The sequence below is a fragment of the Streptomyces sp. NPDC051776 genome (assembly GCF_040681345.1).
In the GTDB taxonomy this organism is placed as follows: Bacteria; Actinomycetota; Actinomycetes; order Streptomycetales; family Streptomycetaceae; genus Streptomyces.
On sequence record NZ_JBFAYQ010000058.1, the window covers coordinates 1 to 25,901 of the forward strand.

General features: G+C 70.6%; 16 protein-coding genes, 1 tRNA gene and 1 rRNA gene. 14 read left to right on the forward strand and 4 right to left on the reverse strand.

Going from position 1 to position 25,901, the window contains the following annotated elements:
* The 4 genes from rrf to AB0M26_RS28450 form a co-directional block, all read left to right on the forward strand.
* Positions 1-105 (forward strand): 5S ribosomal RNA (gene rrf / locus AB0M26_RS28435); the annotation flags it as partial.
* Between the two features lie 106 nt (positions 106-211).
* The gene (locus AB0M26_RS28440) at positions 212-913 is read left to right on the forward strand and encodes a DegT/DnrJ/EryC1/StrS family aminotransferase (protein WP_365265355.1); all 702 of its coding nucleotides are present in this window, start codon (positions 212-214) and stop codon (positions 911-913) included.
* 73 nt (positions 914-986) lie between these two features.
* Positions 987-1,062, forward strand: a tRNA-Thr gene (locus AB0M26_RS28445).
* A gap of 256 nt (positions 1,063-1,318) precedes the next feature.
* The gene (locus AB0M26_RS28450; protein ID WP_365265381.1) at positions 1,319-2,365 is read left to right on the forward strand and encodes an IS30 family transposase; all 1,047 of its coding nucleotides are present in this window, start codon (positions 1,319-1,321) and stop codon (positions 2,363-2,365) included.
* A gap of 88 nt (positions 2,366-2,453) precedes the next feature.
* Here AB0M26_RS28450 and AB0M26_RS28455 read toward each other — a convergent pair whose 3' ends face one another.
* Entirely contained in the window at positions 2,454-5,105 is a 2,652-nt protein-coding gene (locus tag AB0M26_RS28455) for a SpoIIE family protein phosphatase (RefSeq protein ID WP_365265383.1), read from the reverse strand.
* A gap of 437 nt (positions 5,106-5,542) precedes the next feature.
* Between AB0M26_RS28455 and AB0M26_RS28460 the strand changes: the two genes are divergently transcribed.
* The 10 genes from AB0M26_RS28460 (at position 5,543) to AB0M26_RS28505 (ending at position 20,601) form a co-directional block, all read left to right on the forward strand.
* Positions 5,543-11,065, forward strand: coding sequence for a HAMP domain-containing protein (locus tag AB0M26_RS28460; RefSeq protein ID WP_365265357.1), 5,523 nt, complete (start codon positions 5,543-5,545; stop codon positions 11,063-11,065).
* Between the two features lie 303 nt (positions 11,066-11,368).
* On the forward strand, positions 11,369-12,049 hold the full coding sequence (locus tag AB0M26_RS28465; RefSeq protein WP_365265359.1) for a response regulator: 681 nt from the start codon (positions 11,369-11,371) through the stop codon (positions 12,047-12,049).
* A gap of 160 nt (positions 12,050-12,209) precedes the next feature.
* Positions 12,210-15,008, forward strand: coding sequence for a DNA translocase FtsK (locus tag AB0M26_RS28470; RefSeq protein ID WP_365265361.1), 2,799 nt, complete (start codon positions 12,210-12,212; stop codon positions 15,006-15,008).
* A 190-nt stretch (positions 15,009-15,198) separates the two neighbouring features.
* Positions 15,199-16,020 carry a RodZ domain-containing protein gene (locus AB0M26_RS28475; protein WP_365265363.1) on the forward strand — a complete coding sequence of 274 codons (822 nt, stop codon included), beginning with the start codon at positions 15,199-15,201 and terminating at the stop codon, positions 16,018-16,020.
* A 73-nt stretch (positions 16,021-16,093) separates the two neighbouring features.
* The gene (gene rimO / locus AB0M26_RS28480) at positions 16,094-17,602 is read left to right on the forward strand and encodes a 30S ribosomal protein S12 methylthiotransferase RimO (protein WP_365265365.1); all 1,509 of its coding nucleotides are present in this window, start codon (positions 16,094-16,096) and stop codon (positions 17,600-17,602) included.
* Positions 17,599-18,273 carry a CDP-diacylglycerol--glycerol-3-phosphate 3-phosphatidyltransferase gene (pgsA, locus tag AB0M26_RS28485; protein WP_365265367.1) on the forward strand — a complete coding sequence of 225 codons (675 nt, stop codon included), beginning with the start codon at positions 17,599-17,601 and terminating at the stop codon, positions 18,271-18,273. The genes rimO and pgsA overlap by 4 nt, the downstream gene beginning before the upstream one ends.
* Positions 18,270-18,800: a nicotinamide-nucleotide amidohydrolase family protein gene (locus AB0M26_RS28490; RefSeq protein WP_365265369.1), complete on the forward strand. Its 531-nt coding sequence runs from the start codon at positions 18,270-18,272 to the stop codon at positions 18,798-18,800. The genes pgsA and AB0M26_RS28490 overlap by 4 nt, the downstream gene beginning before the upstream one ends.
* A 109-nt stretch (positions 18,801-18,909) precedes the next feature.
* On the forward strand, positions 18,910-19,293 hold the full coding sequence (locus tag AB0M26_RS28495) for a helix-turn-helix transcriptional regulator (RefSeq protein ID WP_365265371.1): 384 nt from the start codon (positions 18,910-18,912) through the stop codon (positions 19,291-19,293).
* Between the two features lie 240 nt (positions 19,294-19,533).
* Complete coding sequence (locus AB0M26_RS28500; RefSeq protein WP_365265373.1) at positions 19,534-20,004, forward strand: DNA starvation/stationary phase protection protein; 471 nt, start codon at positions 19,534-19,536, stop codon at positions 20,002-20,004.
* Between the two features lie 291 nt (positions 20,005-20,295).
* Positions 20,296-20,601 carry a hypothetical protein gene (locus AB0M26_RS28505; protein ID WP_365265385.1) on the forward strand — a complete coding sequence of 102 codons (306 nt, stop codon included), beginning with the start codon at positions 20,296-20,298 and terminating at the stop codon, positions 20,599-20,601.
* On the opposite strand, the gene AB0M26_RS28510 is transcribed toward AB0M26_RS28505, so the two are convergent.
* The 3 genes from AB0M26_RS28510 to AB0M26_RS28520 all read right to left on the reverse strand — a co-directional run.
* The gene (locus AB0M26_RS28510; protein WP_365265375.1) at positions 20,549-21,319 is read right to left on the reverse strand and encodes an SDR family NAD(P)-dependent oxidoreductase; all 771 of its coding nucleotides are present in this window, start codon (positions 21,317-21,319) and stop codon (positions 20,549-20,551) included. The two genes, AB0M26_RS28505 and AB0M26_RS28510, sit on opposite strands and share 53 nt — an antisense overlap.
* Before the next feature lie 32 nt (positions 21,320-21,351).
* Positions 21,352-22,200, reverse strand: coding sequence for a DNA-formamidopyrimidine glycosylase family protein (locus AB0M26_RS28515; protein ID WP_365265377.1), 849 nt, complete (start codon positions 22,198-22,200; stop codon positions 21,352-21,354).
* 262 nt (positions 22,201-22,462) lie between these two features.
* Positions 22,463-25,901: DEAD/DEAH box helicase (locus tag AB0M26_RS28520; RefSeq protein WP_365265379.1), on the reverse strand; the 3,439-nt coding region annotated here is incomplete at its 5' end.

Genomic DNA, 25,901 nt, shown 5'->3' on the forward strand with positions numbered 1-25,901 from the left:
TGCGTGAGGGAAACGCCCGGTCACATTCCGAACCCGGAAGCTAAGCCTTACAGCGCCGATGGTACTGCAGGGGGGACCCTGTGGGAGAGTAGGACACCGCCGAACAAACATTGACAGAGAGCCCTGCCGGGAACTTCGGTTCCCGGCAGGGCTCTCTCGCGTTGTGCTGCCCGCCACTTGGAGTTCATGTTGCGCGGGCACGATCGGTGCCATGGGACAGGAACTTCCTGCAGATGTGCTTCAGCACGCTCTGACGAAGGCGGGCGTACATCCGGGCGATGAAGTGATCGTGCCCTCGTACGGCACCTCCGAAGTCGTACAGGCCGTGCGGCAGGCCGGCGGACTGCCGGTGTACGTCGACATAGCCCCCGACACCTTCTGCATCGATCCCGGCGCCGTCGAGGCGGCGCTGACGCCGCGCACATCGGCCATCGTTCCGGTGCACCAGTTCGGGCACCGGGCGGACATGGCCCGCCTCAGTGAACTCGCGGACAGCCGGGGCCTCCTGCTGGTGCCCCACGCCGTCCAGCGGAGCTCCTCCGCGGAAACGGCGGTGCGCCAGGCCAACGCGGCGTTCCTCACACAGCGGCTCAACGATGTGATCACCCCGCGCGTACAGCCCGGGGCCGAGCACGCCTTCCTCCAGTACGTCGTCCGCGTGCCCGGCAATGGGCGCCCGGACCGGGACGCGTTCGCACGGACTTTGCGCGCCAAGGGAGTTCGGTGCCAGGTGCCCGTACAGACTCCCGTGCACCGCATGCCGCCCTTCCGACGTGATGTGTGGCTCCCCGAGACCGAGCGGGCGGCGGACGAATGTCTGTCGCTGCCCGTCGAAGCGGGTATGTCGCGGCGGGAGTTGCAGCGTGTGGCGTCCTCGTGCAACGCGCTGGGTGGGTTGCTGCAGCCCGCGTAGCGTTTCTGCCAGGGCCGGGACGGCTGCCGATTCGGGCGGGTACCCGAGTTCGGGTATGCTCGTGCACGTTGCCGCCCCAATAGCTCAGTCGGCAGAGCGTCTCCATGGTAAGGAGAAGGTCTACGGTTCGATTCCGTATTGGGGCTCCACGCAAGAAGGCCCCCGCCGTCGCTTGAGTTCTAGTGGTCGTCGCAACACCCCAGCTCAACCTGCGCGATGGACTTCGAGATCCGCAAGGACAGGAGTGGTGGGGGCGGCCGTCGGTTGACTCGTGAGCGGGCGGTATATCTCCAGCTCATGAGTCAGGGCTACAGCAGCAGAGAAGCTTGCCGGATCGTCGGCATCAACCTGCGAACCGGCAAGCGCTGGCGCAATGGCCACCACTCGCCGTCCTCTGGAAAGCCGATGCCTCCCATCACCGCGGGGGCTCCGGCTTCCGGCCCGTCGCGGTACCTGCGGGAGGAGGACCGCATCCACATCGCCGACCGGCTGCGGGAGAAGGCGTCCGTCCGGCAGATCGCGGCCGAGTTGAGCCGCAGCCCGTCGACGATCAGCCGGGAGATACGCCGCAACGGCATGCCGCTGCGCGGGGACGCGTCCCGCTGGGCCTACCGGCCGCACGCCGCCCACCGCCGTGCCGAACAGCGGCGTCCGCGTCCCAAGGCCGGCAAGATCGGGCAGAACTCCGAGCTGCGGGACTTCATCCAGCGCCACCTCTCCATGCGCTGGAGTCCGGAAAAGATCGGCCCCGCTCTTCGGACCGCCTTTCCCGACAGGCCGGAGATGCATGTGGTCCACGAGACGATCTACCAGGCCCTCTACGTCCAGGGCCGCGGTGAACTCCGCCGTGAGCTGGCCAAGGTCCTGCGGACCGGGCGGGCCATGCGCCGGCCGCATCGCCAGTCCTACACACGCCGGCCCCGCAACATCCGGGACATGGTGATGATCAGCGAGCGGCCCGCCGAAGCCGCCGACCGTGCCGTCCCCGGGCACTGGGAAGCCGACCTCATCATCGGCAAGGACCACAAGTCGGCGATCGCCACCCTCGTCGAACGCAGCACGCGCTACGTGATGCTCGCCCACCTCCCGGGCGAGCACAACGCTGCCAACACGCGGGACGCCCTGGTCACGACGGTCCAATCGCTCCCGCCGCACTTGCGACGCTCCCTGACCTGGGACCAGGGCTCGGAGATGGCCGCGCACAAGGCGTTCACCATCGCCACCGACATCCCCGTCTACTTCTGCGATCCCGGCAGCCCCTGGCGGCGCGGCTCGAACGAGAACACGAACGGCTTGCTGCGACAGTACTTCCCCAAGGGCACCGATCTGTCCGTCCACACCCCTGAGCACCTGGACACCGTCGCCGCAGAACTCAACAGCCGCCCACGCAAAACGCTCGGCTGGGAAACCCCAGCCGAGCGCCTCGCTAAGCTCCTTGCCACAACCAGTTGATCACTTGTGTTGCAACGCCCCCTGGAATCCGCCTCCTGGCCGGGGCCTTCGTCGTTCCTCGACGCGGCCGTGAGCGGGCCGTGTTGAGTCAGGCCTCCTGGGCGGACGCGTGCGGCTCGGGGACACGCATGGCGAGGATGGCCATGTCGTCGGACGGGGAGTCCGCGGCGAAGCGCTCAACCGCCCGCAGGATCCGGGCCGCCACCGCGCCTGCCGTGAGGCCGGTGCACGTCGTGAGCACGTCGATCAGACCGTCGTCGCCTAGCATGCGTGCGCCCTCACGCCGCTCTGTCACGCCGTCCGTGACGCACAGCAGGACGTCGCCCGGATCCAGCCTGACGGTCTGCTCGTACAGCTCCAGATCCTCCATCACACCCAGGAGCGGCTGCGGTTCGGCCGCTGGCTCCACGCTGCCGTCCTGTCGCAGCCGCAGCGGCAGCGGGTGCCCGGCGCAGACGACCTTGAGGACGGCGCTGCCGTCCTGCTGGGGCCACAACTCGCCGTAGAGCAGCGTGAGGAAGCGGCTGCGCGCGCCTTCGTCGAGGATCGCGGTGTTGAGGCGTTCGAGCACCGCCGGGCCGCCGAAGCCCTCGCGGGCGAGGAGGCGCAGCGCGTGCCGGGCGAGTCCGGTGACGGCGGCGGCCTCCGGCCCCGTGCCGCAGACATCGCCGATCGCGAAGCCGTACGCCTCGTCGCGGATCGGGAAGACGTCGTAGAAGTCGCCGCCGACTTCGTTGCCCTCTCCGGCGGCGCGGTAGATGACCTCGACCTCGACGCCCGGGACTTGGGGGAGCTCGGGTGGCAGCAGACTGCGCTGCAGGGACTGGCTGATGGCGGTGCGCTCGGAGTACAGCCGCGCGTTGTCCAGGGCGAGAGCCGCCCGGCGCGAGAGGTCTTCGGCCAGTTCGAGGATCTCCTGGCGGAAGTGCTCCTCGGTGGGCTTGCCGAGCGTGAGCATGCCGATGACGCGGTTACGGGCCACCAGCGGCAGGACGACCGTCTCCCCGCCGACCGCGGAGGCGGTGGCCAGCGACGGCCCGGGGCCGGAGGTGACCTGCGAGGGGTCGCCCATGTCGACGGCGCGGAGAGAGGAGCGCAGCGCGGCGGCGTGTGCGGCGTCACTCGGGGCGGTCCACACGCGGGCGCCGGGGGTCGGTACGGGGTCGGGCGGCGCGACCTTGCCCAGCAGGGTCTTCAGGCCGTCGATGCGGTCCTCGTCCTCGTGGAGGACGTAGGAGAGTTCGGGTTCGGAGGACTGGTCGGCGACGGTGTAGACCGCGCACCAGGTGGCCAGCGTCGGCACCGTCATCTGCGCCATGAGGGCGAGTGTCTGGTCGCGGTCGAGTGTGCCGGCCAGGAGATCGGAGGCTTCGACGAGGAAGGAGAGCGATCCGCGGCGCAGCCGTTCGAGCTCGGTGAGGCGGGCCCGTTCGACCGCCAGCGCGATGCGGTCGGCCGCGAACTGCAGGCGCAGGGCCTCCTCGTTGGTGTAGCGGCCGGACGCCTCCGCCGCGACGCCGAGCGAACCGGTCAGACGGCCCTCGACCTTCAGCGGGACGGTGACGACGGAGCGCATGCCGGTGCCGCCGAGGAGCGGTACGGCGCCGGGGACTGCCGTGAGGTCCTCGTGCACCGCGGGCATACGGGCCGAGCCGTAACGGCCCGTCCCCGCCTCGACCGGGACGCGGGCGAAGCGCTGGCGGGCGGAGGGCAACCCGGTGGAGGCACGGACTTCGAGTTCGGTCTCGTCGTCCGTGGCGAGCAGCAGGTACGCGGCGTCGCCGTCGAGCATGTCGCGGGCGCGCTCGACGGTGCGCTGGAGGAGACCGTCGAGGTCGTCGGGGGCGGGGGAGCCGATGAAGACCTCGAAAGGGTCGGCGGCGGGTCCCCGCCCGTCGGATGTCGCGGAGGTGTCGCCCGCGGGGGCGCGCAGCGTGGTCTGCAGGACGGCGCGCTCGTGGTCGCGGACGAGCAGGAGCACTGTGGAGGGTTCGCCCTCGGCGTCGCGGACGCGCAGGTGCGAGGCGTAGACGGGGACGACGCGGCCCTCGGTGTCGCGGATGCCGTACGAGCCCTCCCAGCGGGAGAGCTGGAGCGCCTCGGCGATACCGGTGCCGGTGCCGGGGGTGTGGGGCCAGGCCGCGAGGTCGGTGAGCGGCTTTCCGGTCACCTGTTCCGGGGCGTAACCGAAGAGTTCCTGTGCGTCATCATTCCACGAACTGACGGTCCCGCCGCTCTCGATCTGGACGACCGCGACGCGCACGCGGGAGTCGGCGACGGGGAGCGCGACGGTGGGCAGGGCGGGGCCGGCGGAGCGCGTTCCAGCGGGGCGCTCGGCGAGGTCGAGCTGGAACCAGACCTGCTTGTTCGTGGCGCTGTACTCGACGCCCCACCGGCTGGCCAGCGCCCCGCACAACAGCAGTCCGCGGCCGCCCTCACGGTCCGGGTGGGCGTGGTGACGGCCGGTGTTCTGCAAGGGGAGTTCGCGCTCGGGGTAGCGGTCGGCGACCTCGATGCGTACGCCCCGCTCGTTGCGCAGGCACAGCACTTCGGCGGCGGTGCCGGCGTGGACCACGGCGTTGGTGACCAGTTCGCTGGTGAGGACGACGGCGTCGTCGACGATGTCGGAGAAGCCCCAGCCCTGGAGGGTGTCGCGGACGAACGCGCGGGCGGAGGCGACGGATCGCCCGACCGGCTCGAACGTGGCCGCAGCCCGCGCGGTGATCACTGGTCTCCTCATCGGTGTTGGCTCGTCCTGACCGGGTGCGGGGCGTCCGTCGACGACGGGCCGCGGAGCATACGGGTCGTCCGGTCCGCCGGGCTCGTGGCCGATGACACCGTCCGCGACGCCCTGCTGGACCAGGCTCTCGCCCCGCTCCTTCATCCCCGCTCCCTATCGCCGGACGTCCCGGCCGCCCCTCCGATGCCTTGTCGTCCCATACGCCACCGCCCTCCCGGGAGGCGGGCGGATGGACAGACGGATGCCAGGTTACTTACCTTCGCCGTCCGTGCGGATGCCGGTCGCGCGTGTTTACGCCTCAGGAGTGCGGTAGAGGCTAGTGCGGCGGACGGTGTGCGATGCTGCCGAACTGTTATGGCCTGGTTGGGCCATGGTGAAACACTGGGAAGGCTTCATAGAGACCTTGCCAGGATGGTCGACCCTGCAGGAGGGACACGGTGGAGTCTGGCGCAGCGGCGCGGGGCGCGAGCACGCGCGCGAAGGGCGGACGGTCCCGTAGCAACGGGACGACCGAAGTGGATACGGCGTCGCTGAATCGATTGCTCACCGCGTTGGTCGCGATGCGGGACGGGAGTTTCCGTAAGCGGCTGACGGTGTCGGGTGAGGGCGTCATGTCCGAAATCGCCGCGGTGTTCAATGAAGTCGCCGATCGCAATCTGCATCTGACGGGCGAGCTCGCGCGCGTACGGCGCGTGGTGGGCCGCGAGGGGAAGCTGACGGAGCGACTGGAGACGGGTGCCTGCGAGGGCTCGTGGGCGGCCGCCATCGACGCCTCCAATGCTCTGGTCGATGACCTTGTACGGCCCGTGTCCGAGGTGGGGCGGGTGCTGTCCGCGGTCTCCGAGGGCGATCTCTCGCAGCGGATGGATCTTCGGGCGCAGGGCCCCGACGGGACGGCGCATCCGCTGCGCGGTGAGTTCCTGAAGGTCGGTCGTACGGTCAACGGGCTGGTCGACCAGCTTTCGGCGTTCACCGACGAGGTCACGCGCGTGGCCAGCGAGGTGGGCACCGAGGGCAAGCTGGGCGGGCAGGCCAAGGTGCGCGGTATGTCCGGGTCCTGGAAGGACCTGACGGACTCGGTCAACACCATGGCGTACCGGCTCACCGCGCAGGTGCGGGACATCGCGCTGGTGACCACGGCGGTCGCCAAGGGTGATCTGTCGCGGAAGGTCACCGTGCATGTGGCCGGGGAGATGCTGGAGCTGAAGAACACCGTCAACACGATGGTGGACCAGCTCTCCTCGTTCTCCTCGGAGGTGACGCGAGTCGCCCGCGAGGTGGGCACGGAGGGCGAACTGGGCGGCCAGGCACAGGTGCCCGGCGTCGCGGGCGTCTGGAAGGACCTCACCGACTCGGTGAACCTCATGGCGGGCAATCTGACCGCGCAGGTGCGCGGGATCGCCCAGGTGACGACCGCTGTCGCGAACGGCGATCTGTCGCAGAAGGTGACGGTGAGCGCACGCGGCGAGGTCGCGCAACTCGCCGAGACCATCAACACGATGACCGAGACGCTGCGGACCTTCGCCGACGAGGTGACTCGCGTTGCGAACGAGGTGGGGGCCGAGGGCCAGCTCGGCGGGCAGGCGCAGGTTCCGGGTGCCGCGGGTACGTGGAAGGACCTCACGGACTCGGTGAACACCGCCTTCCGCAATCTCACGGCGCAGGTGCGGGACATCGCGCAGGTGACGACGGCCGTGGCCAGCGGCGACCTCTCGCAGAAGGTCACCGTCGACGTGGCCGGGGAGATGCTGGAGCTGAAGAACACCGTCAACACGATGGTGGACCAGCTCTCCTCCTTCGGTGCCGAGGTGACGCGTGTGGCGCGCGAGGTCGGCGTGGAGGGTGAACTCGGCGGCCAGGCGCAGGTTCCGGGTGCCGCGGGTACGTGGAAGGACCTCACGGACTCGGTGAACACCGCCTTCCGCAACCTCACCGGGCAGGTGCGCAACATCGCGCAGGTGACGACGGCCGTGGCGAACGGCGACCTCTCGCAGAAGGTCACAGTCGACGTCTCCGGTGAGATGCTCCAGCTGAAGGCCACCGTGAACACGATGGTGGACCAACTCTCGTCCTTCGCGGACCAGGTGACGCGTATGGCGCGCGACGTGGGTACGGAGGGCCGGTTGGGCGGTCAGGCCCGGGTCGACGGCGTATCGGGTACCTGGAAGGACCTCACCGACTCCGTCAACTTCATGGCGGGGAACCTGACTTCGCAGGTGCGGCAGATCGCCCAGGTCACCACGGCGGTGGCACGCGGCGACCTCTCCCAGAAGATCGAGGTCGACGCGCGCGGCGAGATCCTGGAGCTGAAGAACACCATCAACACGATGGTCGACCAGCTCTCCGCTTTCGCCGAGCAGGTGACCCGCGTGGCCCGCGAGGTGGGTACGGACGGGCGGCTGGGCGGTCAGGCGCAGGTTCCGGGCGTCGCGGGCGTGTGGCGCGATCTGACCGATTCCGTGAACGGCATGGCCGGCAACCTGACGGCCCAGGTGCGCAACATCGCCCAGGTGGCCACCGCGGTGGCCCGTGGTGACCTGTCGCAGAAGATCGACGTGGACGCGCGCGGCGAGATCCTGGAGTTGAAGAACACCCTCAACACGATGGTGGACCAGCTCTCCTCGTTCGCGGAGCAGGTGACGCGGGTGGCCCGCGAGGTGGGTACGGAGGGCATTCTCGGCGGCCAGGCCGAGGTGCAGGGCGTATCGGGCACCTGGAAGGACCTGACCCAGTCCGTCAACTTCATGGCGAACAACCTGACATCGCAGGTGCGCAACATCGCCGAGGTGACGACGGCTGTCGCGCGCGGTGATCTGTCCAAGAAGATCACCGTCGACGCCAAGGGCGAGATCCTCGAACTCGTCACCACCGTGAACACGATGGTGGACCAGCTCTCGTCCTTCGCGGAGCAGGTCACCCGCGTGGCCCGCGAGGTGGGTACGGAGGGCCAGTTGGGCGGTCAGGCCCGGGTGCCCGGCGTCACCGGCATCTGGAAGGACCTGAGCGACAACGTCAACCTGATGGCCAACAACCTCACCATCCAGGTGCGGAACATCTCGCAGGTCGCCGGCGCGGTCGCCAACGGCGATCTGACGAAGAAGGTGACCGTCGAGGCGCGCGGCGAGGTCGCCCAGCTCGCCGACACCGTCAACTCCATGGTGACGACGCTGTCGTCGTTCGCGGACGAGGTGACCCGCGTCGCGCGCGAGGTGGGCACCGAGGGCATCCTCGGCGGCCAGGCGAGCGTGCCCGGCGGTTCGGGTACGTGGAAGGACCTCACCGAGTCCGTGAACTCGATGGCGTCCAACCTGACCGGACAGGTGCGGAACATCGCCATGGTGACCACAGCCATCGCGAAGGGTGATCTCACCAAGAAGATCGACATCGACGCGCGCGGCGAGATCCTGGCGCTGAAGACCACCATCAACACCCTGGTGGACCAGCTCTCCTCGTTCGCCGAGCAGGTCACCCAGGTGGCCCGTGAGGTGGGCACGGAGGGCAAGCTGGGCGGCCAGGCCCGCGTCCGCGGCATCGAGGGCACGTGGCGCGATCTGACCGAGTCGGTGAACGAGATGGCGGGCAACCTGACCCGTCAGGTGCGCGCGATCGCCGCGGTCGCCGCCGCGGTGACCCGTGGCGACCTCAACCTGAAGATCGATGTCGACGCGGCGGGCGAGATCCTGGAACTCCAGGACAACATCAACACGATGATCGCCACCCTGCGCGAGACCACACTCGCCAACAAGGAGCAGGACTGGCTCAAGGGGAACCTCGCCCGGATCTCCGGTCTCATGCAGGGCCGCCGCGACCTCAAGGACGTGGCCGGGCTCATCATGAGCGAGCTGACGCCGGTCGTCTCCGCGCAGCACGGCGCGTTCTACCTCGCCATGCCGATCAGTGACGCCACGGAGATCGGCGGCCCGGCCGAGGACGGTTCGTACGAGCTGCGGCTGATCGGGTCCTACGGCTACTCGATGGGGACGATGCCGACGTCCTTCCGGCCGGGCGAGACACTGATCGGCACGGCCGCCGAGGAGAAGCGGACGATCCTCATCGAGAACGTGCCGCCGGGATACCTGAAGATCGCCTCGGGCCTCGGCGAGGCGCCGCCGGCGCATGTGATCGTGCTGCCGGTGCTCTTCGAGGGACAGGTCCTCGGCGTGATCGAACTGGCTTCGTTCCAGCCCTTCGCGCAGATTCAGAAGGACTTCCTGAGCCAGATCGCCGAGATGATCGCCACCAGCGTCAACACCATCAGCGTCAACACCAAGACCGAGGTGCTGCTGAAGCAGTCGCAGGAGCTGACCGAGCAACTGCGCATCCGCTCGGCCGAGTTGGAGAACCGGCAGAAGGCGCTCCAGTCCTCCAACGCCGAGCTGGAGGAGAAGGCCGAGCTGCTGGCCCAGCAGAACCGCGACATCGAGGTGAAGAACACCGAGATCGAGGAGGCGCGGCAGGTCCTGGAGGAGCGCGCCGAGCAGCTCGCGGTCTCGATGCGCTACAAGTCCGAGTTCCTGGCCAACATGTCGCACGAGCTGCGCACGCCGCTGAACTCGCTGCTGATCCTGGCCAAACTGCTCGCCGACAACGCCGACGGCAACCTCTCCCCGAAGCAGGTGGAGTTCGCCGAGACGATCCACGGCGCGGGCTCGGACCTGCTGCAGCTCATCAACGACATCCTCGACCTGTCCAAGGTCGAAGCGGGCAAGATGGACGTCAGCCCGACCCGTATCGCGCTCGTACAGCTCGTGGACTACGTCGAGGCGACGTTCCGCCCGCTGACGGCCGAGAAGGGTCTGGACTTCTCCGTACGGGTCTCGCCGGAGCTGCCCGCCACGCTCCACACCGACGAGCAGCGGCTGCTGCAGGTGCTGCGCAATCTGCTGTCGAACGCGGTGAAGTTCACGGACAGCGGGGCCGTGGAGCTGGTGATCCGCCCGGCCGGTGCGGAAGTTCCGGCCACCATCCGCGAGCAGTTGCTGGAGCACGGCTCGTTGCGCGCCCCGGATGCCGACATGATCGCGTTCTCGGTGACCGATACCGGCATCGGCATCGCGGCCAGCAAGATGCGCGTCATCTTCGAGGCGTTCAAGCAGGCGGACGGCACGACGAGCCGGAAGTACGGCGGCACGGGCCTGGGGCTGTCCATCAGCCGGGAGATCGCGCGGCTGCTGGGCGGCGAGATCCACGCGGCCAGCGAGCCGGGCCGCGGGTCCACCTTCACGCTCTACCTCCCGCTCAACCCCACCGAACTGCCGCCCCAGGGCTACCCGCAGCTCGCGCCCGCCGGGCCGGTGGGCGCCGGGGCCATCGCCGCGCCCGCGGGCGACCCGCTGCTGGGCGTTCAGGCCGGCGAGGAGGGACCGCGGGAGCTGGAGAGCGCCGAGGAGGATTCCGGCGACTCCGCGTACGGCCGGTCCGCGCGCCGCGGTGTCGGCGGGCTGGCACGGCTGCGGCGTAGGACGGCAGCGGCCGCCGAGGAGCTGTCGCAGAACGGCGTCCCGGGCCAGCAGGCGCCTCAGGAGGTGTGGCTGGACAAGGGGCGCGACCTCGTGGAGCGCGGCTTCGAGGGCGGCTTCCACGGCGAGAAGGTGCTCATCGTCGATGACGACATCCGCAATGTGTTCGCGCTGACGAGCGTGCTGGAGCAGCACGGCCTGTCGGTGCTGTACGCGGAGAACGGTCGCGAGGGCATCGAAGTGCTGGAGCAGCACGACGATGTGGCGGTGGTTCTGATGGACATCATGATGCCGGAGATGGACGGCTACGCGACGACGGCCGCGATTCGCCGGATGCCGCAGTTCGCGGGACTGCCCATCATCGCGCTGACCGCGAAGGCCATGAAGGGAGACCGGGAGAAGAGCATCGAGTCCGGTGCGTCCGACTACGTCACCAAGCCGGTGGACACGGATCATCTGCTCGTGGTCATGGAGCAGTGGATGCGGCCCGATGCCGAGTGACCGCGGTAGGGGCAACGGCAGCGGCAGTGACGGTGACAGTGACGGAATGCACAGAAAATCGCGGGATCGGTGTGCGCGATCGTGTGTGGAAACGCGGGAATCGGGGAACTTTCTCGTCTCGCGCCGCGTTTCCGGTACGTGCACAGTGACATCGCGGTGACAGGGTGTGTCGACGGGCGGGGTGCGGCTACCATGACCGGCACGAGGACGGGCGACGCAAGGGAGTCGTCCCCTGGGGCGGCCGGTGCTTCCCCGAGTCCTGTGGACAGGGGCGGCCCCATGCCGGGGCGAGGAGGGCGGGCCATGGTGCAGAAGGCCAAGATCCTCCTGGTCGATGACCGGCCGGAGAATCTGCTGGCGCTGGAGGCCATTCTCTCCGCGCTCGATCAGACCCTGGTGCGGGCATCGTCAGGGGAGGAAGCGCTCAAAGCGCTGCTGACCGATGACTTCGCGGTGATCCTGCTGGATGTCCAGATGCCGGGCATGGACGGGTTCGAGACCGCGGCGCACATCAAACGGCGCGAGCGGACGCGGGACATCCCGATCATCTTCCTGACGGCCATCAACCACGGTCCGCACCACACCTTCCGCGGCTACGCGGCGGGTGCGGTGGACTACATCTCAAAGCCGTTCGACCCCTGGGTGCTGCGCGCGAAGGTCTCGGTCTTCGTCGAGCTCTACATGAAGAACTGCCAACTCCGGGAGCAGGCGGCCCTGCTCCGGCTGCAGTTGGAGGGCAACGGGAAGCCGGATCCGGAGGAGGCCAAGGAGCCCGCGGGGCTGCTGGCCGAGCTGTCCGCGCGGCTCGCGGCCGTCGAGGAGCAGGCCGAGGCCCTGTCCAAGCAGCTGGACGACTCCGCCGACGCGGCCGCCGTCGCCACCGCCGCCCATCTGGAGCGCAAACTCACGGGGTTGCGGCGAGCGCTGGACGCGCTCGAACCGGGAGCCGGAAGCGGCGCTTCGCGGCTGCCGTCGCAGAGTTGACCGTCGGGCGGCTCGCCGCCCGGCACATCCCGTTCGGCACATCGGAAGCGTCAATTCCGGATTGACGTTGTGTCACCATCGCATCAATACGGAAACGACACGAACGGGCTAATGCCGGGGCACAGGTGCCCCGGGGGTCCCGCACGGTAACCTCGGCGCCATGGCCTCACGTACGTCCGGCAAGGGTTCCCAGAGCACCCGGGGCAACTCGAGCCCGCGCGCTGGCCGTAGCGGAGGTGCCGCGAAGAAGACGGCTGCCAAGAAGGCGCCCGCCAAGAAGGCCGCCGCGAAGAAGGCTCCCGCCCGGAAGACGGCGGCCAAGAAGGCCGCTCCGCGTCCCGCGCCGTCTCCCACGGGAGGCGTCTACCGGCTCGTGCGCGCTCTCTGGCTCGGTCTCGCCCACACGGTGGGCGCGCTGTTCCGCGGGATAGGCCGCGGTGCCAAGGGCCTCGACCCGGTGCATCGCAAGGACGGGCTGGCGCTGCTCCTGCTCGGACTCGCGCTCGTCGTCGCGGCGGGCACCTGGTCCAATCTGCGCGGTCCCGTCGGCGACCTCGTCGAAATGCTGGTGACCGGCGCGTTCGGCCGGCTTGACCTCGTGGTGCCGCTGCTGCTCGGCGCCATCGCCGTACGGCTCATCCGCCACCCGGAGAAGCCCGAGGCCAACGGGCGGATCGTCATCGGGCTCTCGGCCCTGGTCGTCGGAGGGCTCGGTCTGGTCCACGTGGCGTGCGGGGCGCCGGGGCGCGGCGAGGGCACGGATGCGGTACGGGACGCGGGCGGGCTGATCGGCTGGGCCCTCTCCCGGCCGTTGATCTTCATCGTCGGCGAGGCGCTGGCCGTGGCACTGATGGTGCTGCTGGCACTCTTCGGCCTGCTGGTCGTGACCGCGACACCCGTCAACACGATCCCGCAGCGCCTGCGGCAACTCGGCGTGAGGCTCGGCCTGGTCCACGACGGCCGGGACGACGAGGACACGGCGGCCCACGCGGACGACGAGGACGACCCGTACGCCGACGACTGGCGGCAGACGCCCGTACGGCGACCGGGACGGTCCGCCGCGCGGACCGCCTCCTCGACCGGCGACCTCCACCCCGAGCGGGCCGAGGAAGAGGCCCTGACCAAGCGCCGGAAGGGCCGCAAGGGCTCCGCGCAGCCCGCCGCCGCGCAGTCCGCGGACGGCCGGGACATGGACGCGGTGGACGTGGCCGCAGCCGCGGCGGCAGCGCTCGACGGGGCGGTGCTGCACGGCGTACACCCCTCCCCGGTGGTGGCCGGGCTCAGCCACGGCATCGCTGCGGAACGCGGCAGGGATTCCGCCGTCCCCGCCGCGCGCGAGGCCGGCCCGGATGCCGAGGCCCCGGCGGACGCTCCCGAGGGCGGGACTGCACGGACGTCCGGCAGCGTGCCGGACCTGACCAAGACCTCCCCCCGGTCCTCCGAGCCCCTGCCGCCCCGTGCCGAGCAGCTTCAGCTCTCCGGGGACATCACCTATGCGCTGCCCTCGCTCGACCTCCTCGAGCGCGGCGGCCCGGGCAAGGCGCGCAGCGCGGCCAACGACGCGGTCGTGGCCTCGCTCTCCCGGGTGTTCGAGGAGTTCAAGGTCGACGCGGCGGTCACCGGCTTCACCCGTGGTCCGACCGTCACGCGCTACGAGGTCGAGCTGGGCCCGGCGGTGAAGGTCGAGCGCATCACCGCCCTGACCAAGAACATCGCCTACGCCGTCGCCAGCCCCGACGTCCGGATCATCAGCCCCATCCCGGGCAAGTCCGCGGTCGGCATCGAGATCCCGAACACCGACCGCGAGATGGTCAACCTCGGCGATGTCCTCCGTCTGGCGGAGTCCGCCGGCGACGAGCATCCGATGCTGGTCGCACTCGGCAAGGACGTCGAGGGCGGCTACGTCATGGCCGACATCGCCAAGATGCCGCACGTCCTGGTGGCAGGGGCGACCGGTTCCGGTAAGTCGTCGTGCATCAACTGCCTGATCACCTCGATCCTCGTCCGGGCGACGCCGGAGGACGTGCGGATGGTGCTCGTCGACCCCAAGCGCGTCGAGCTGACCGCCTACGAGGGCATTCCGCACCTCATCACGCCGATCATCACCAACCCCAAGCGCGCCGCCGAGGCCCTGCAGTGGGTCGTCCGCGAAATGGACCTGCGCTACGACGACCTGGCGGCGTACGGGTTCCGGCATATCGACGACTTCAACGCCGCCGTCCGCAACGGCAAGGTCAAGCCGCCCGAGGGCAGCGAGCGTGAGCTGTCCCCGTACCCGTACCTGCTGGTGATCGTCGACGAGCTCGCCGACCTCATGATGGTCGCGCCGCGCGACGTCGAGGACGCGATCGTCCGCATCACCCAGCTGGCGCGGGCCGCCGGCATCCATCTGGTCCTGGCCACCCAGCGACCGAGCGTCGACGTCGTCACCGGCCTCATCAAGGCGAACGTGCCCTCGCGGCTGGCATTCGCGACGTCCTCGCTCGCCGACAGCCGGGTCATCCTCGACCAGCCCGGGGCGGAGAAGCTCATCGGCAAGGGCGACGGGCTCTTCCTGCCCATGGGTGCCAACAAACCCGTCCGGATGCAGGGCGCCTTCGTCACCGAGGCCGAGATCGGGGCCGTCGTCGACCACTGCAAGGCTCAGATGACGCCGGTCTTCCGGGACGACGTCACGGTGGGGACGGCGAAGAAGAAGGAGATCGACGAGGAAATCGGCGACGACCTCGACCTGCTCTGCCAGGCGGCCGAACTCGTCGTCTCCACACAGTTCGGGTCGACCTCGATGCTGCAGCGGAAGCTCAGGGTGGGCTTCGCAAAGGCCGGACGGCTGATGGATCTCATGGAATCGCGGGGTGTCGTGGGACCCAGCGAGGGCTCCAAAGCGCGTGATGTGTTGGTGAAGCCGGATGAATTGGACGGAGTGCTGGCCGTGATCCGGGGGGAGACTCACCCGTAAGAGGGTCGGCAGGCAACCGTTTCCGCTGCCGATACGTCAAGTTGTTGGGATGGATGAGCGGGTAGGGGATCCTAGAGCGGTGTGGCCGTTCTGATGGCGTACAAACTCCGTCTCCCCGGTTGCCCCACCCTTTCGTACCACCCCTAGACTGAACATCCGGCAGGTGGCTACACGCTCGAAAGGCGCCCCCGTGTCCATCGGCAACTCCCCCGCAGACGACCGTCCTTCCGTCGAAGAAGACGACCGGCCCTCCGTCGGTCGTGCTCTGCAGCAGGCCCGTGTCGACGCCGGACTGACCGTCGACGAGATCAGTTCCAGCACCCGGGTGCGCATCCCCATCGTCCACGCCATCGAGCAGGACGACTTCACTCGATGCGGTGGCGACGTCTATGCCCGCGGGCACATCCGAATGCTCGCCCGCGCAGTCGGCATCGATCCGAACGCGCTCGTCGAGCAGTACGACGCCGAACACGGCGGCCGGCCTTCGCCGACCCCGGCGGCGCCCCTGTTCGAGGCGGAGCGGATCAAGCCCGAGCCGCGGCGCCCCAACTGGACCGCGGCGATGGTCGCCGCCATCGTCGCCGTCGTCGCGTTCGTGGGCTTCACCCTGTTCAGCGGCGACGACGAGGGCGGCAACCGCTCCGTCGCGAGCGACACCCCATCCAAGAAGCCCAAGACGTCGCCCAGCAAGAACAAGCCCGCGGACCAGAAGCCGGACCCCTCGGACAGCGCCATCGCGGCCGCCCCGGCCGACAAGGTCACTGTCAAGCTCATGGCCCAGGACGGCTCGAGCTGGATCTCTGCCAAGGACCACAACGGGCGCGTGCTGCACGAGGGCACGCTCAAGCACGGCGACTCCAAGACCTTCACCGACAAGAAGCAGATCGACCTCATCCTCGGCAACGCCGGAGTCATCGAGCTGTTCGTCAACGGCAAGAAGATCGAGGACCGGTTCGAGAACGGTCATGTCGAAAGGCTGACCTACACCAAGGGGGACCCGGCGGCGGGCTGAGCCGGAGCCCGCGCGAGCGGGTGCCCGAACCCTGGCAGCGGAGCGCGCCGCCGGGACGAAGTAGGCTGAGCCCATGCCCGAGCCCGAACGCCGTACCGTCGCCCTCGTCACCCTCGGCTGCGCCCGGAACGAGGTGGACTCGGAGGAACTCGCGGGCCGTCTCTCGGCGGACGGTTGGGAACTCGTCCAGGACGCGGCAGACGCCGATGTCGCCGTCGTCAACACATGCGGGTTCGTCGACGCCGCGAAGAAGGACTCGGTCGATGCCCTCCTCGAGGCGGGCGACCTCAAGAACGCCGAAGGCGCGGGCCGTACGCGGGCGGTGGTCGCCGTCGGCTGCATGGCGGAGCGGTACGGCAAGGAGCTGGCCGAGGCCCTGCCCGAAGCCGACGGGGTGCTCGGCTTCGACGACTACGCGAACATCTCCGACCGGCTGCAGACCATCCTCTCCGGAGGCGTGCACGCGTCCCACACCCCGCGCGACCGCCGCAAGCTGCTCCCCGTCAGCCCGGTGGAGCGGCAGGGTGCCGCCGTCGCGCTGCCCGGCCATGGAGACCTCCCGGAGGCTCCCGAGGACCTGCCCGAGGGCGTGGCGCCCGCCTCGGGGCCACGGGCGCCGCTGCGTCGCCGCCTGGACACCGGTCCCGTCGCCTCCGTGAAGCTGGCCTCCGGGTGCGACCGCCGCTGCTCGTTCTGCGCGATCCCGGCCTTCCGCGGGTCATTCGTCTCCCGCCGCCCCTCCGATGTGCTCACCGAGACGCGGTGGCTGGCGGAGCAGGGGGTCAAGGAGGTCATGCTCGTCTCCGAGAACAACACCTCGTACGGCAAGGATCTCGGGGACATCCGGCTGCTGGAGACGCTGCTGCCCGAGTTGGCGGCCGTCAGCGGCATCGAGCGGATCCGGGTCTCCTACCTGCAGCCGGCGGAGATGCGGCCCGGACTCGTCGACGTCCTGACGTCCACGCCCAAGGTCGCCCCGTACTTCGACCTGTCCTTCCAGCACTCGGCGCCCGGCGTGCTGCGCGCGATGCGGCGCTTCGGCGACACCGACCGCTTCCTGGAGCTGCTGGACGGGATCCGTGCCAAGGCGCCGCAGGCGGGAGCACGGTCCAACTTCATCGTCGGCTTCCCCGGCGAGACCGAGCAGGACCTGGCGGAGCTCGAGCGCTTCCTGACCCATGCGCGGCTGGATGCCATCGGGATCTTCGGGTACTCCGACGAGGACGGCACCGAAGCCGCCGGATACAGGAACAAGCTTCCGGAGGACGTCGTGGCCGAGCGGCTGGCGCACATCTCGAGGCTCGCGGAGGAGCTGACCGCACAGCGTGCGGAGGAGCGCCTCGGCGAGACGGTCGAGGTGCTCGTCGAGACCGTGGGTGAGGACCCGGAGATCGCGGAGGGCGCCGTGGGCCGGGGTGCCCACCAGGCGCCGGAGACCGACGGGCAGGTGTTCCTCACGGACTCCCGGGGCTTGGCCCCCGGCCGTATGGTCGAGGCCAAGGTGGTGGCGACGGAGGGTGTGGATCTCGTGGCCGAGCCGCTGGCCGGCGGCGAGTGTCCGGGCGAGGAGGCGGGCACATGAGCGGAGTCCCCGCGTCCGCAGCGGGCGGCCACGGCCGCGCGCCGGTCCGCGGCGGCTCGGTGAGCGCGCCTTCGGTTCCGCAGGCCGGACTGTGGAACATCGCCAACATCCTCACCATGATCCGGCTGCTCCTTGTGCCCGGGTTCGTGTTGTTGATGCTGCACAACGGCGGCTACGACCCGGCGTGGCGGTCCTTCGCCTGGGCGGCCTTCGCCATCGCCATGATCACCGACCTCTTCGACGGCCACCTCGCCCGCCGCTACAACCTCGTCACCGACTTCGGGAAGATCGCCGACCCGATAGCGGACAAGGCGATCATGGGAACGGCGCTGATCTGCCTCTCCGCTCTGGGCGACCTGCCCTGGTGGGTCACCGGCGTGATCCTCTTCCGTGAGCTCGGGATCACACTGATGCGCTTCTGGGTGCTCAAGCACGCCGTCATCCCGGCCAGCCGGGGCGGCAAGCTGAAGACCCTCGCCCAGGGCACCGCGGTCGGGATGTACGTCCTGGCGCTGACCGGGCCACTCGCCACCCTGCGCTTCTGGATCATGGCGGTGGCCGTGGTGCTTACCGTCGTCACCGGGCTGGACTACGTACGGCAGGCCGTGGTGCTCCGTCGCGCGGGACTGGCGGCCGAGCGCGCGCGAGACGCCGGGGGCTCCGGACGATGAACGGTGCGAACGGCGGCAGAAGCCTGGCCGCCGACGTACTGGCCCGGCTCGTGGACCGCGGCGAGACAGTGGCGGTGGCCGAGTCGCTGACCGGCGGCCTGGTCGCCGCCGCGCTGACCGCACCCGCCGGCGCCTCCCGGGCCTTCCTCGGCTCGGTGACCGCGTATGCGACCGGGGTGAAACGGGATCTGCTGGCGGTGGACGGCGCGCTGCTGGCCGAGCGCGGGGCCGTCGACCCCGTGGTCGCCGGGCAGATGGCTGCGGGCGTGCGGCGGCTCCTGGGCGCCGACTGGGGTGTGGGGACCACCGGCGTGGCCGGCCCGGACAGCCAGGACGGGAAGCCGGTGGGACGGGTGTACATCGCCGTGGCGGGGCCTTCCGGCCCCGCACGGTCCCGGGAACTGGGACTCGACGGGGACAGAGCGGGTATCCGCTCCAGCAGCGTTTCTGCGGCTCTGGAACTGCTTCTGGGGGAACTGATCGAAAATGTGCGGGCACAGGATACGGAACAGAGCGGGGGGATTTGATGTTTGCAGCCCTGAGTGAACACGTCATCGCTCCCCGCACGGCCACGGCCCGAGGCGGTACGGTGGGGCGAGAAGGATCCGGATCCGAGGCCCGAGGAGGGAGCCACCGATGATTCTGCTCCGTCGCCTGCTGGGTGACGTGCTGCGTCGGCAGCGCCAGCGCCAGGGCCGAACCCTGCGCGAGGTGTCATCGTCGGCACGGGTCTCTCTCGGCTATCTCTCGGAGGTCGAGAGGGGGCAGAAGGAGGCGTCCTCCGAACTGCTCTCCGCGATCTGCGACGCCCTGGATGTGCGGATGTCCCAAGTCATGCGCGAGGTGAGCGACGAGCTGTCGCTGGCCGAGCTGGCGGAGTCCGCGGGCGCGAGCGAGACGGTGCCGGCACCGATGCGACCGATGTTCAACCCGGTCTCCGTGACATCGGTGACGGGCGTACCGGAAGAGCGCGTCACGATCAAGGCTCCCGCCGAGGCCGTGGACGTCGTAGCGGCCTGACACCTCGGCAACTTCCCGTCGTTCCCCGTCCGCAGCATCTGCGGAGTCGGCTTCGCCGAGCCCCGGATGGCACCCGCCGTCCCGGGGCTCGGTGCTTTTCCCGGCGCCCGTCTCCCCGGGCCCGGGCTTCCCTTCGCCGCCCGCGGCGACCGCTTCCGCTCCCGCATGACCTGGGTGAGGCGGGTATGCGATCGTTGAGTAGAGCATTGCGACAAATCTGAAGGAACCAGGAGGAACCTGATGTCTGTCGTCAAGAGCCCGCTGCGTGACGAAGACCTCAAGATCGTCGGAGACGCCCTCCAGGGCGCACTGGTCGACCTCGTGGATCTCGGCCTGGTGGCCAAGCAGGTCCACTGGAACGTCGTGGGTCCGCGGTTCCGCTCCGTGCACCTGCAGCTGGACGACGTGGTCGCCACCGCCCGCCAGTACGCCGACACCGTGGCAGAGCGGGCCGCCGCCCTCGGGATCTCCCCCGACGGGCGGGCCGACACGGTCGCCAAGAGCAGTGGCGTCGACCCCGCCCACGACGGATGGATCAAGGACGACGACGCGGTACGCACTCTCGTCAACGCCCTCGGCGCCCTGGTCGTCCGGATGCGGGAGCGGATCGACGCGACCGAGCGCCCGGATCCGGTGACCCAGGACATCATCATCGGGCTCACGGCGGATCTCGAGAAACACCGGTGGATGTTCCAGGCGGAGAACGCCTGAAGGCAGGCTGCGGCCGAACCGGGGCGCGCCCCGGGCCGGATGCGGTGAGACCGCGACCGGCCGAGGGGCGCGCTCTACGGTCTCCCCGCGCCGTCCCCCGTACGGGGGAACCGGCCGACGAGCGTCGGGCCGGAGGAAGGAGCCATGGCACGACGCGAGGCAGGAGACCGGGAGCGGCCGGTACGAATACGGGTGCTGGGGCGCCCGGCTCGTACCGCGGCCGTTCGTCCCGACCGAATAGCCAGCGGCCTGAGCAGCGGTGCACCGGCTGGGTACGCCGCCGCGCGGTGGGTGGTGGGGCCTGTGCTCGCGGGGGCGTGGTGCTGGGCCGTGGTCCGACTGGCCGTGGTGCCCGGTGAGGCGGGGCCGCTGGAGGTGACCATTGCCGCGGGGGGATGGGGGCTGAGCCTGCTTCCGGTGCACTGCGTCCCGGCTTCCGAGGCGCGGGCCGGGCGGGTGCGGGTCTCGCTGCGGGCCGTCCGGGCGTTGCCGATGGTCCGGAGGGGGCGAGCAAGGGGGGTCATGAGGACCATGACGGTGAGGACTACCACGGCATGGCGACGCCGCCGTTCGGGCGGAGTATCTGACCGGTCGTGAACGACGAGGCGTCCGAGGCCAGATGGAGCACGGCGTGGGCGACGTCCTCGGGGGTTCCGACTCGTCCCAGGGGGGATGCGCGGATCATGGTCCGCTCGGCCCGGTGCTGGGCCTCGGCGTTGTGCCGCTCGGTCATGGGCGTGCGGATCCAACCGGGTGCCACCGCGTTGACGCGGATGCCGTGGCGGCCGACCTCCGAGGCGAGGGTCCTGGTCAGTTGGACGACGGCGGCCTTCGCGACGCTGTAGCAGAGGAGCCCGGGCGCACCGGTGTCGACGGCCCCGGACGCCATGGTCACGATGGAGCCCGAGGTGCCGGTTGCGATCATGGAACGGGCCGCTGCCCGGCACGCGTGCAGCACACCCTTGAAGTTGACCGCCAGGACGTGGTCGAGGTCGGCGTCCTCGGTCTCCAGGACCGGGCTGCTGTGCATGACTCCGGCGATCGCGGCCATGATGTGCAGCCGGCCGCCGTCGACCTCCGTGACGGCGGCCGTGAGCCGGGTGGCGTCCGTCACATCGAGCGGGTGGGTGCGGGCCGTGCCGCCCTCGGCGGCGATCAGCTCCGCGGTCTCCCGCAGTCCTTTCTCGTCGAGGTCGGCGCAGTGGACGTGCGCGCCGGAGGCGGCGAGGAGGGCGGCGGTCGCGCGGCCTATGCCGCTCGCGGCGCCGGTGACAAAGGCCGTGCGCCCGGAGAGGTCGTACGCCGTGAGGGTCATGGCCCGACGGTACGGGCGCTTCTGACGGCCCGTCAATTGTTGGGCGGGCGGCCGCCGAAGGGGGTTGAGCCGGGGGCGGGGGACCGCGAGGGGGCCGGTCCCGACTGGCAGACCGGGCACCAGTACGTACTGCGCTCCTGACCCTGGTCGCCCTGGCCGGCGGAGCGTACGGCTGTCCCGCAGCGGCGGCAGGGGCGGCCCAATCGGCCGTAGACCCACAGACGCTGATCGCGGCGGTCGACGGCGGTGGTGGAGCGGGCGATCCGCGTCTTGTTGGCCTCCAGGAGACGCTGGGCGAGGTTGACGAGCCGATCGAGGGCGGTGACCTCGGAGACGGGTAGCCAGGGGGTGCAACCGGCCATGAAGCACAACTCGGATTTGTAGACATTGCCGATGCCGGCGAGGTTGCGCTGGTCCAGGAGAGCCTCGCCGAGGGGGCGGGCGGGGGAGGCGAGCAGTCTGCGCAGGGCTTCGTCGGCGTCCCAACCGGGGCCGAGCAGATCGGGGCCGAGGTGCCCGACGACGCTGTCCTCGTCTGCCGTGCGGAGCAGCCCGAGGACGGGGAGGCGATAGCCGACGGCCGCGCGGTCGTCGGTGGTGAGGACGGCGCGGATCTGATGCTCGGGCCCGCCCCGCCAGCGCTCTTCGGGGCCGTACAGGTGCCAGGCGCCGTCCATCCGCAGATGGGAGTGGAGCGTGAGCCCGCCCTCGATGCGCGTGAGCAGGTGCTTGCCGCGCGGAACCACGTCGGTCACCTCCCGGCCGGAGAGGTCGACCGTGGCGAGCTTGGGCACGCGTAGATCGGAGCGCACGAGGCGCCGGCCGGCGAGCGCTTCGTGTAGCCTGCGGGCCGTAAGCCAGACCGTGTCTCCTTCGGGCATGCAGCCATGATGCCGCCGGAGCGGGGTGCGCGGGTCTCGCGCGGGGGCGCCCGGGGTTGGAGGGGGAAGCGCGAGTGTCCCTGAGGCGGAGGCGCGAGCGTCCCTGGGCGGAGGCGAGAACCTCCCTGGGCGGAGGCGAGAACCTCCCTGAGCGGAGGACGCATCAGGCGCGGCAGCAGGACTGGTCGATACGGCCGCCACCCGGCCACGCCGTCGGTGTCGCGGGGCGTCCCCGCACCGGGGACGCCGCAGCGAGAACCGGTCAGTCCGGACGCAGGCGGAGGCCCCGCGGTGTGGCGTGGAAGCCCGCTGCCTCCAGGGCGCGCCCGATCGGCGAGGACAGGGCCGCGGAGCCGTTCGCGCGCTCGACGGTGACCGTCCCGAGCGCGCCTTGGCGGGCCGCCCCCGCCAGGGCCTCGGCCGCCGCCCGCAGCCGGGCCTCCGCCTCGGGACTCTCCGCCACCTCGCCGCCCGGCCAGGCGAGCAGGGTCTTGCCGCCGCGCTCCACGTACAGCACCAACTCGCCGCCCACGAGCACCACCAGGGCGCCCGCCTTGCGGCCCGGTTTGTGGCCGGCGCCGGCCGGCGGATCGGGCCAGGGCAGGGCCGCACCGTAGGCGTTGGCCGGGTCGGCGGCGGCCAGGACGACCGCCCCCGGCTCGCCGCTGCCGTGCCGGTCGCGGCGCGGGAATCCGAAGTCGTTGGCGGGGCTGTCCGCCGCAGCGCGGTCGCGGGCCGTGGCCACCGCGCGCAGCCGGTCGACCGCGCCGTCCATCGCGAACTGGGCGGCGCCGAGCCCCTCAACGACGTAGCCGCGCCGGGCCTGCCCGGTCTCCTCGAAGGCGGACAGCACGCGGTAGGCCGCGGAGAAGCCGCCCTCGACTCCCTCCGCCTGCACCGCACCACGGGTCACCACACCGTGCCGGTCCAGCAGGGTATGGGCCAGGGCATGGGCGCGCCGGGTGGGATCGGTCTCGCGCTCGGTCAGCAGAGACCAGCGGCCCGCCACGGTCGGCGGCCCGTTCCGGGAGGCGGTGCCCCGGACCGTACGGGGGGAGAGGGAAGCCGTCAGGCCGCCGTAGCGCCCGCGGGGCACCGACCGCTTCGCCCGGTGAGCGGTGGCGCCGACGGTGCGGCCGGAGCCGAGAACGGAGCGCAGTGGGGCCAGGGTGTCGTTGGTGAGCCGTCCGGACCAGGCCAGGTCCCATACGACATCGGCCAGTTGAGGATCGGTGACCTCGGGCTGCTCCGCACGCACGTGGTCGGCGATCTGGCGGAAGAACAGGCCGTAGCCACCGGAGAGCCCGTCGAGCACCGCTTGATGGAGCGGGCCGACCTCCAGCGGATGGGGTGGCGGCAGCAGCAGAGGGGCGGTGTCGGCGAGGAACAGCGACACCCAGCCGTCCTTGCCGGGCAGGGCTCCGGCGCCTGCCCAGACGACTTCGCCGGAGGCCGTCAGCTCATCGAGCATCGCCGGTGCGTAGCCGGTCACTCGGGAGGGGAGGACCAGCTTCTCGAGGGAGGAGGCCGGTACGGGGGCGCCTTGGAGCTGCTCGATCGCTCGCACCAGGCCGTCGATGCCGCGCAGACCGTGGGTGCCGATGTGCTGCCACTGCGGGAGGAAGGTGGCGAGTGCGGGCGGCGATACGGGCTCCATCTCCTGCCGCAGGGCGGCCAGGGAGCGGCGCCGCAGCCGGCGGAGGACCGCGGCGTCGCACCACTCCTGGCCGATGCCTGCGGGGTGGAACTCGCCCTGTACAACCCTGCCCGCGGCGGCCAGCCGGTGCAGGGCACCGTCGGTGACGGCGACGCCGATGCCGAAGCGGGCGGCCGCGTCGGCCGAGGTGAACGGGGTGTGGGTGCGGGCATGGCGGGCGAGGAGGTCGCCGAGCGGATCCTTGACCGGCTCGGTGAAGGCCTCCGGCACCCCCACGGGCAGTGCCGTGCCGAGGGCGTCCCGCAGGCGGCCGGCGTCCTCGACGGCCGCCCAGTGGTCGATGCCCGCGATCCGCACCCGGATGGCGCGGCGGGCGGCGCCGAGCTCCCGTACCCACTCGGGCGCGGCACCGCGCCCGGTCAACTCGCCGTCGGTGAGCGGACCCAGGAGACGCAGGGCATCCGCGAGGCTCTCCACGTCCTTGATCCGGCGGTCCTCGGTGAGCCACTGCAGTTCGCGCTCCAGCTCGGTCAGCACCTCGGCGTCGAGCAGTTCCCTCAGCTCGGCCTGGCCGAGCAGTTCGGCGAGCAGCCGGGAGTCCAGCGAGAGCGCGGCGGCCCGCCGCTCCGCGAGGGGGGAGTCCCCCTCGTACAGGAACTGGGCGACGTAGCCGAAGAGCAGCGAGCGGGCGAACGGCGACGGTTCCGGTGTGGTGACCTCGACCAGACGGACCTTGCGGGCCTCGATGTCGCCCATCAGCTCGGTCAGGCCGGGGACGTCGAAGACGTCCTGCAGGCATTCGCGCACGGCCTCCAGGACGATGGGGAACGAGCCGAACTCCGAGGCGACCTGGAGCAGTTGGGCGGCACGCTGGCGCTGCTGCCACAGCGGGGTGCGCTTGCCGGGGTTACGGCGCGGCAGCAGCAGGGCCCGCGCCGCGCACTCGCGGAAGCGGGAGGCGAACAGCGCTGAGGACCCCACCTGGTCGGTGACGATCCGGTCGATCTCGCCCTTCTCGAATGCGACGTCGGTCGCGCCCACCGGGGACTGCTCGGAATCGAACTCCCGCCCTCTGCGGGCCGGGTCCGTCTCCATGTCGAGCAGGTCCAGGCCCATGAGGTCGGCGTCGGGCAGGCGCAGGACGATGCCGTCGTCCGCGTGCATCACCTGGGCGTCCATGCCGTAGCGCTCGGAGAGGCGGGCGCCGAGGGCCAGGGCCCACGGCGCGTGCACCTGCGCGCCGAACGGGGAGTGGACGACGACCCGCCAGTCGCCGAGCTCGTCGCGGAACCGCTCCACGACGATGGTGCGGTCGTCCGGGACGTGCCCGCACGCCTCGCGCTGCTCCTTGAGGTATGCCAATACATTGTCCGCGGCCCAGGCGTCGAGGCCCGCGGCCACCAGCCGCAGCCGGGCGTCGTCCTCCGCCAGACCGCCGATCTCGCGGAGGAATGCGCCCAGGGCACGCCCCAGTTCGAGCGGGCGGCCGAGCTGGTCGCCCTTCCAGAAGGGCAGCCGCCCCGGCACACCGGGCGCGGGGGAGACCAGGACGCGGTCACGTGTGATGTCCTCGATGCGCCACGAGGTGGTGCCGAGGGTGAAGACGTCACCGACGCGCGACTCGTAGACCATCTCCTCGTCGAGCTCGCCGACGCGGCCGCCGCCCTTCTTCGGGTCGGCTCCGGCGAGGAAGACCCCGAAGAGGCCGCGGTCGGGAATCGTGCCCCCCGAGGTGACGGCGAGCCGCTGGGCGCCCGGCCGCCCGGAGACCGTGCCGGCCACCCGGTCCCATACGAGACGGGGCCGCAGCTCGGCGAAGGCGTCCGAAGGATAGCGGCCGGCCAGCATGTCGAGGACCGCGGTGTAGGCGGACTCCGGGAGCGAGGCGAAGGGAGCCGCCCTGCGGATCACCGCGAGCAGTTCGTCCACGTCCCAGGAGTCCATCGACGTCATGGCCACGATCTGCTGGGCCAGTACGTCCAGCGGGTTGGCCGGGACGCGCAGGGCCTCGATGGCACCGCTGCGCATCCGCTCGGTGACGACG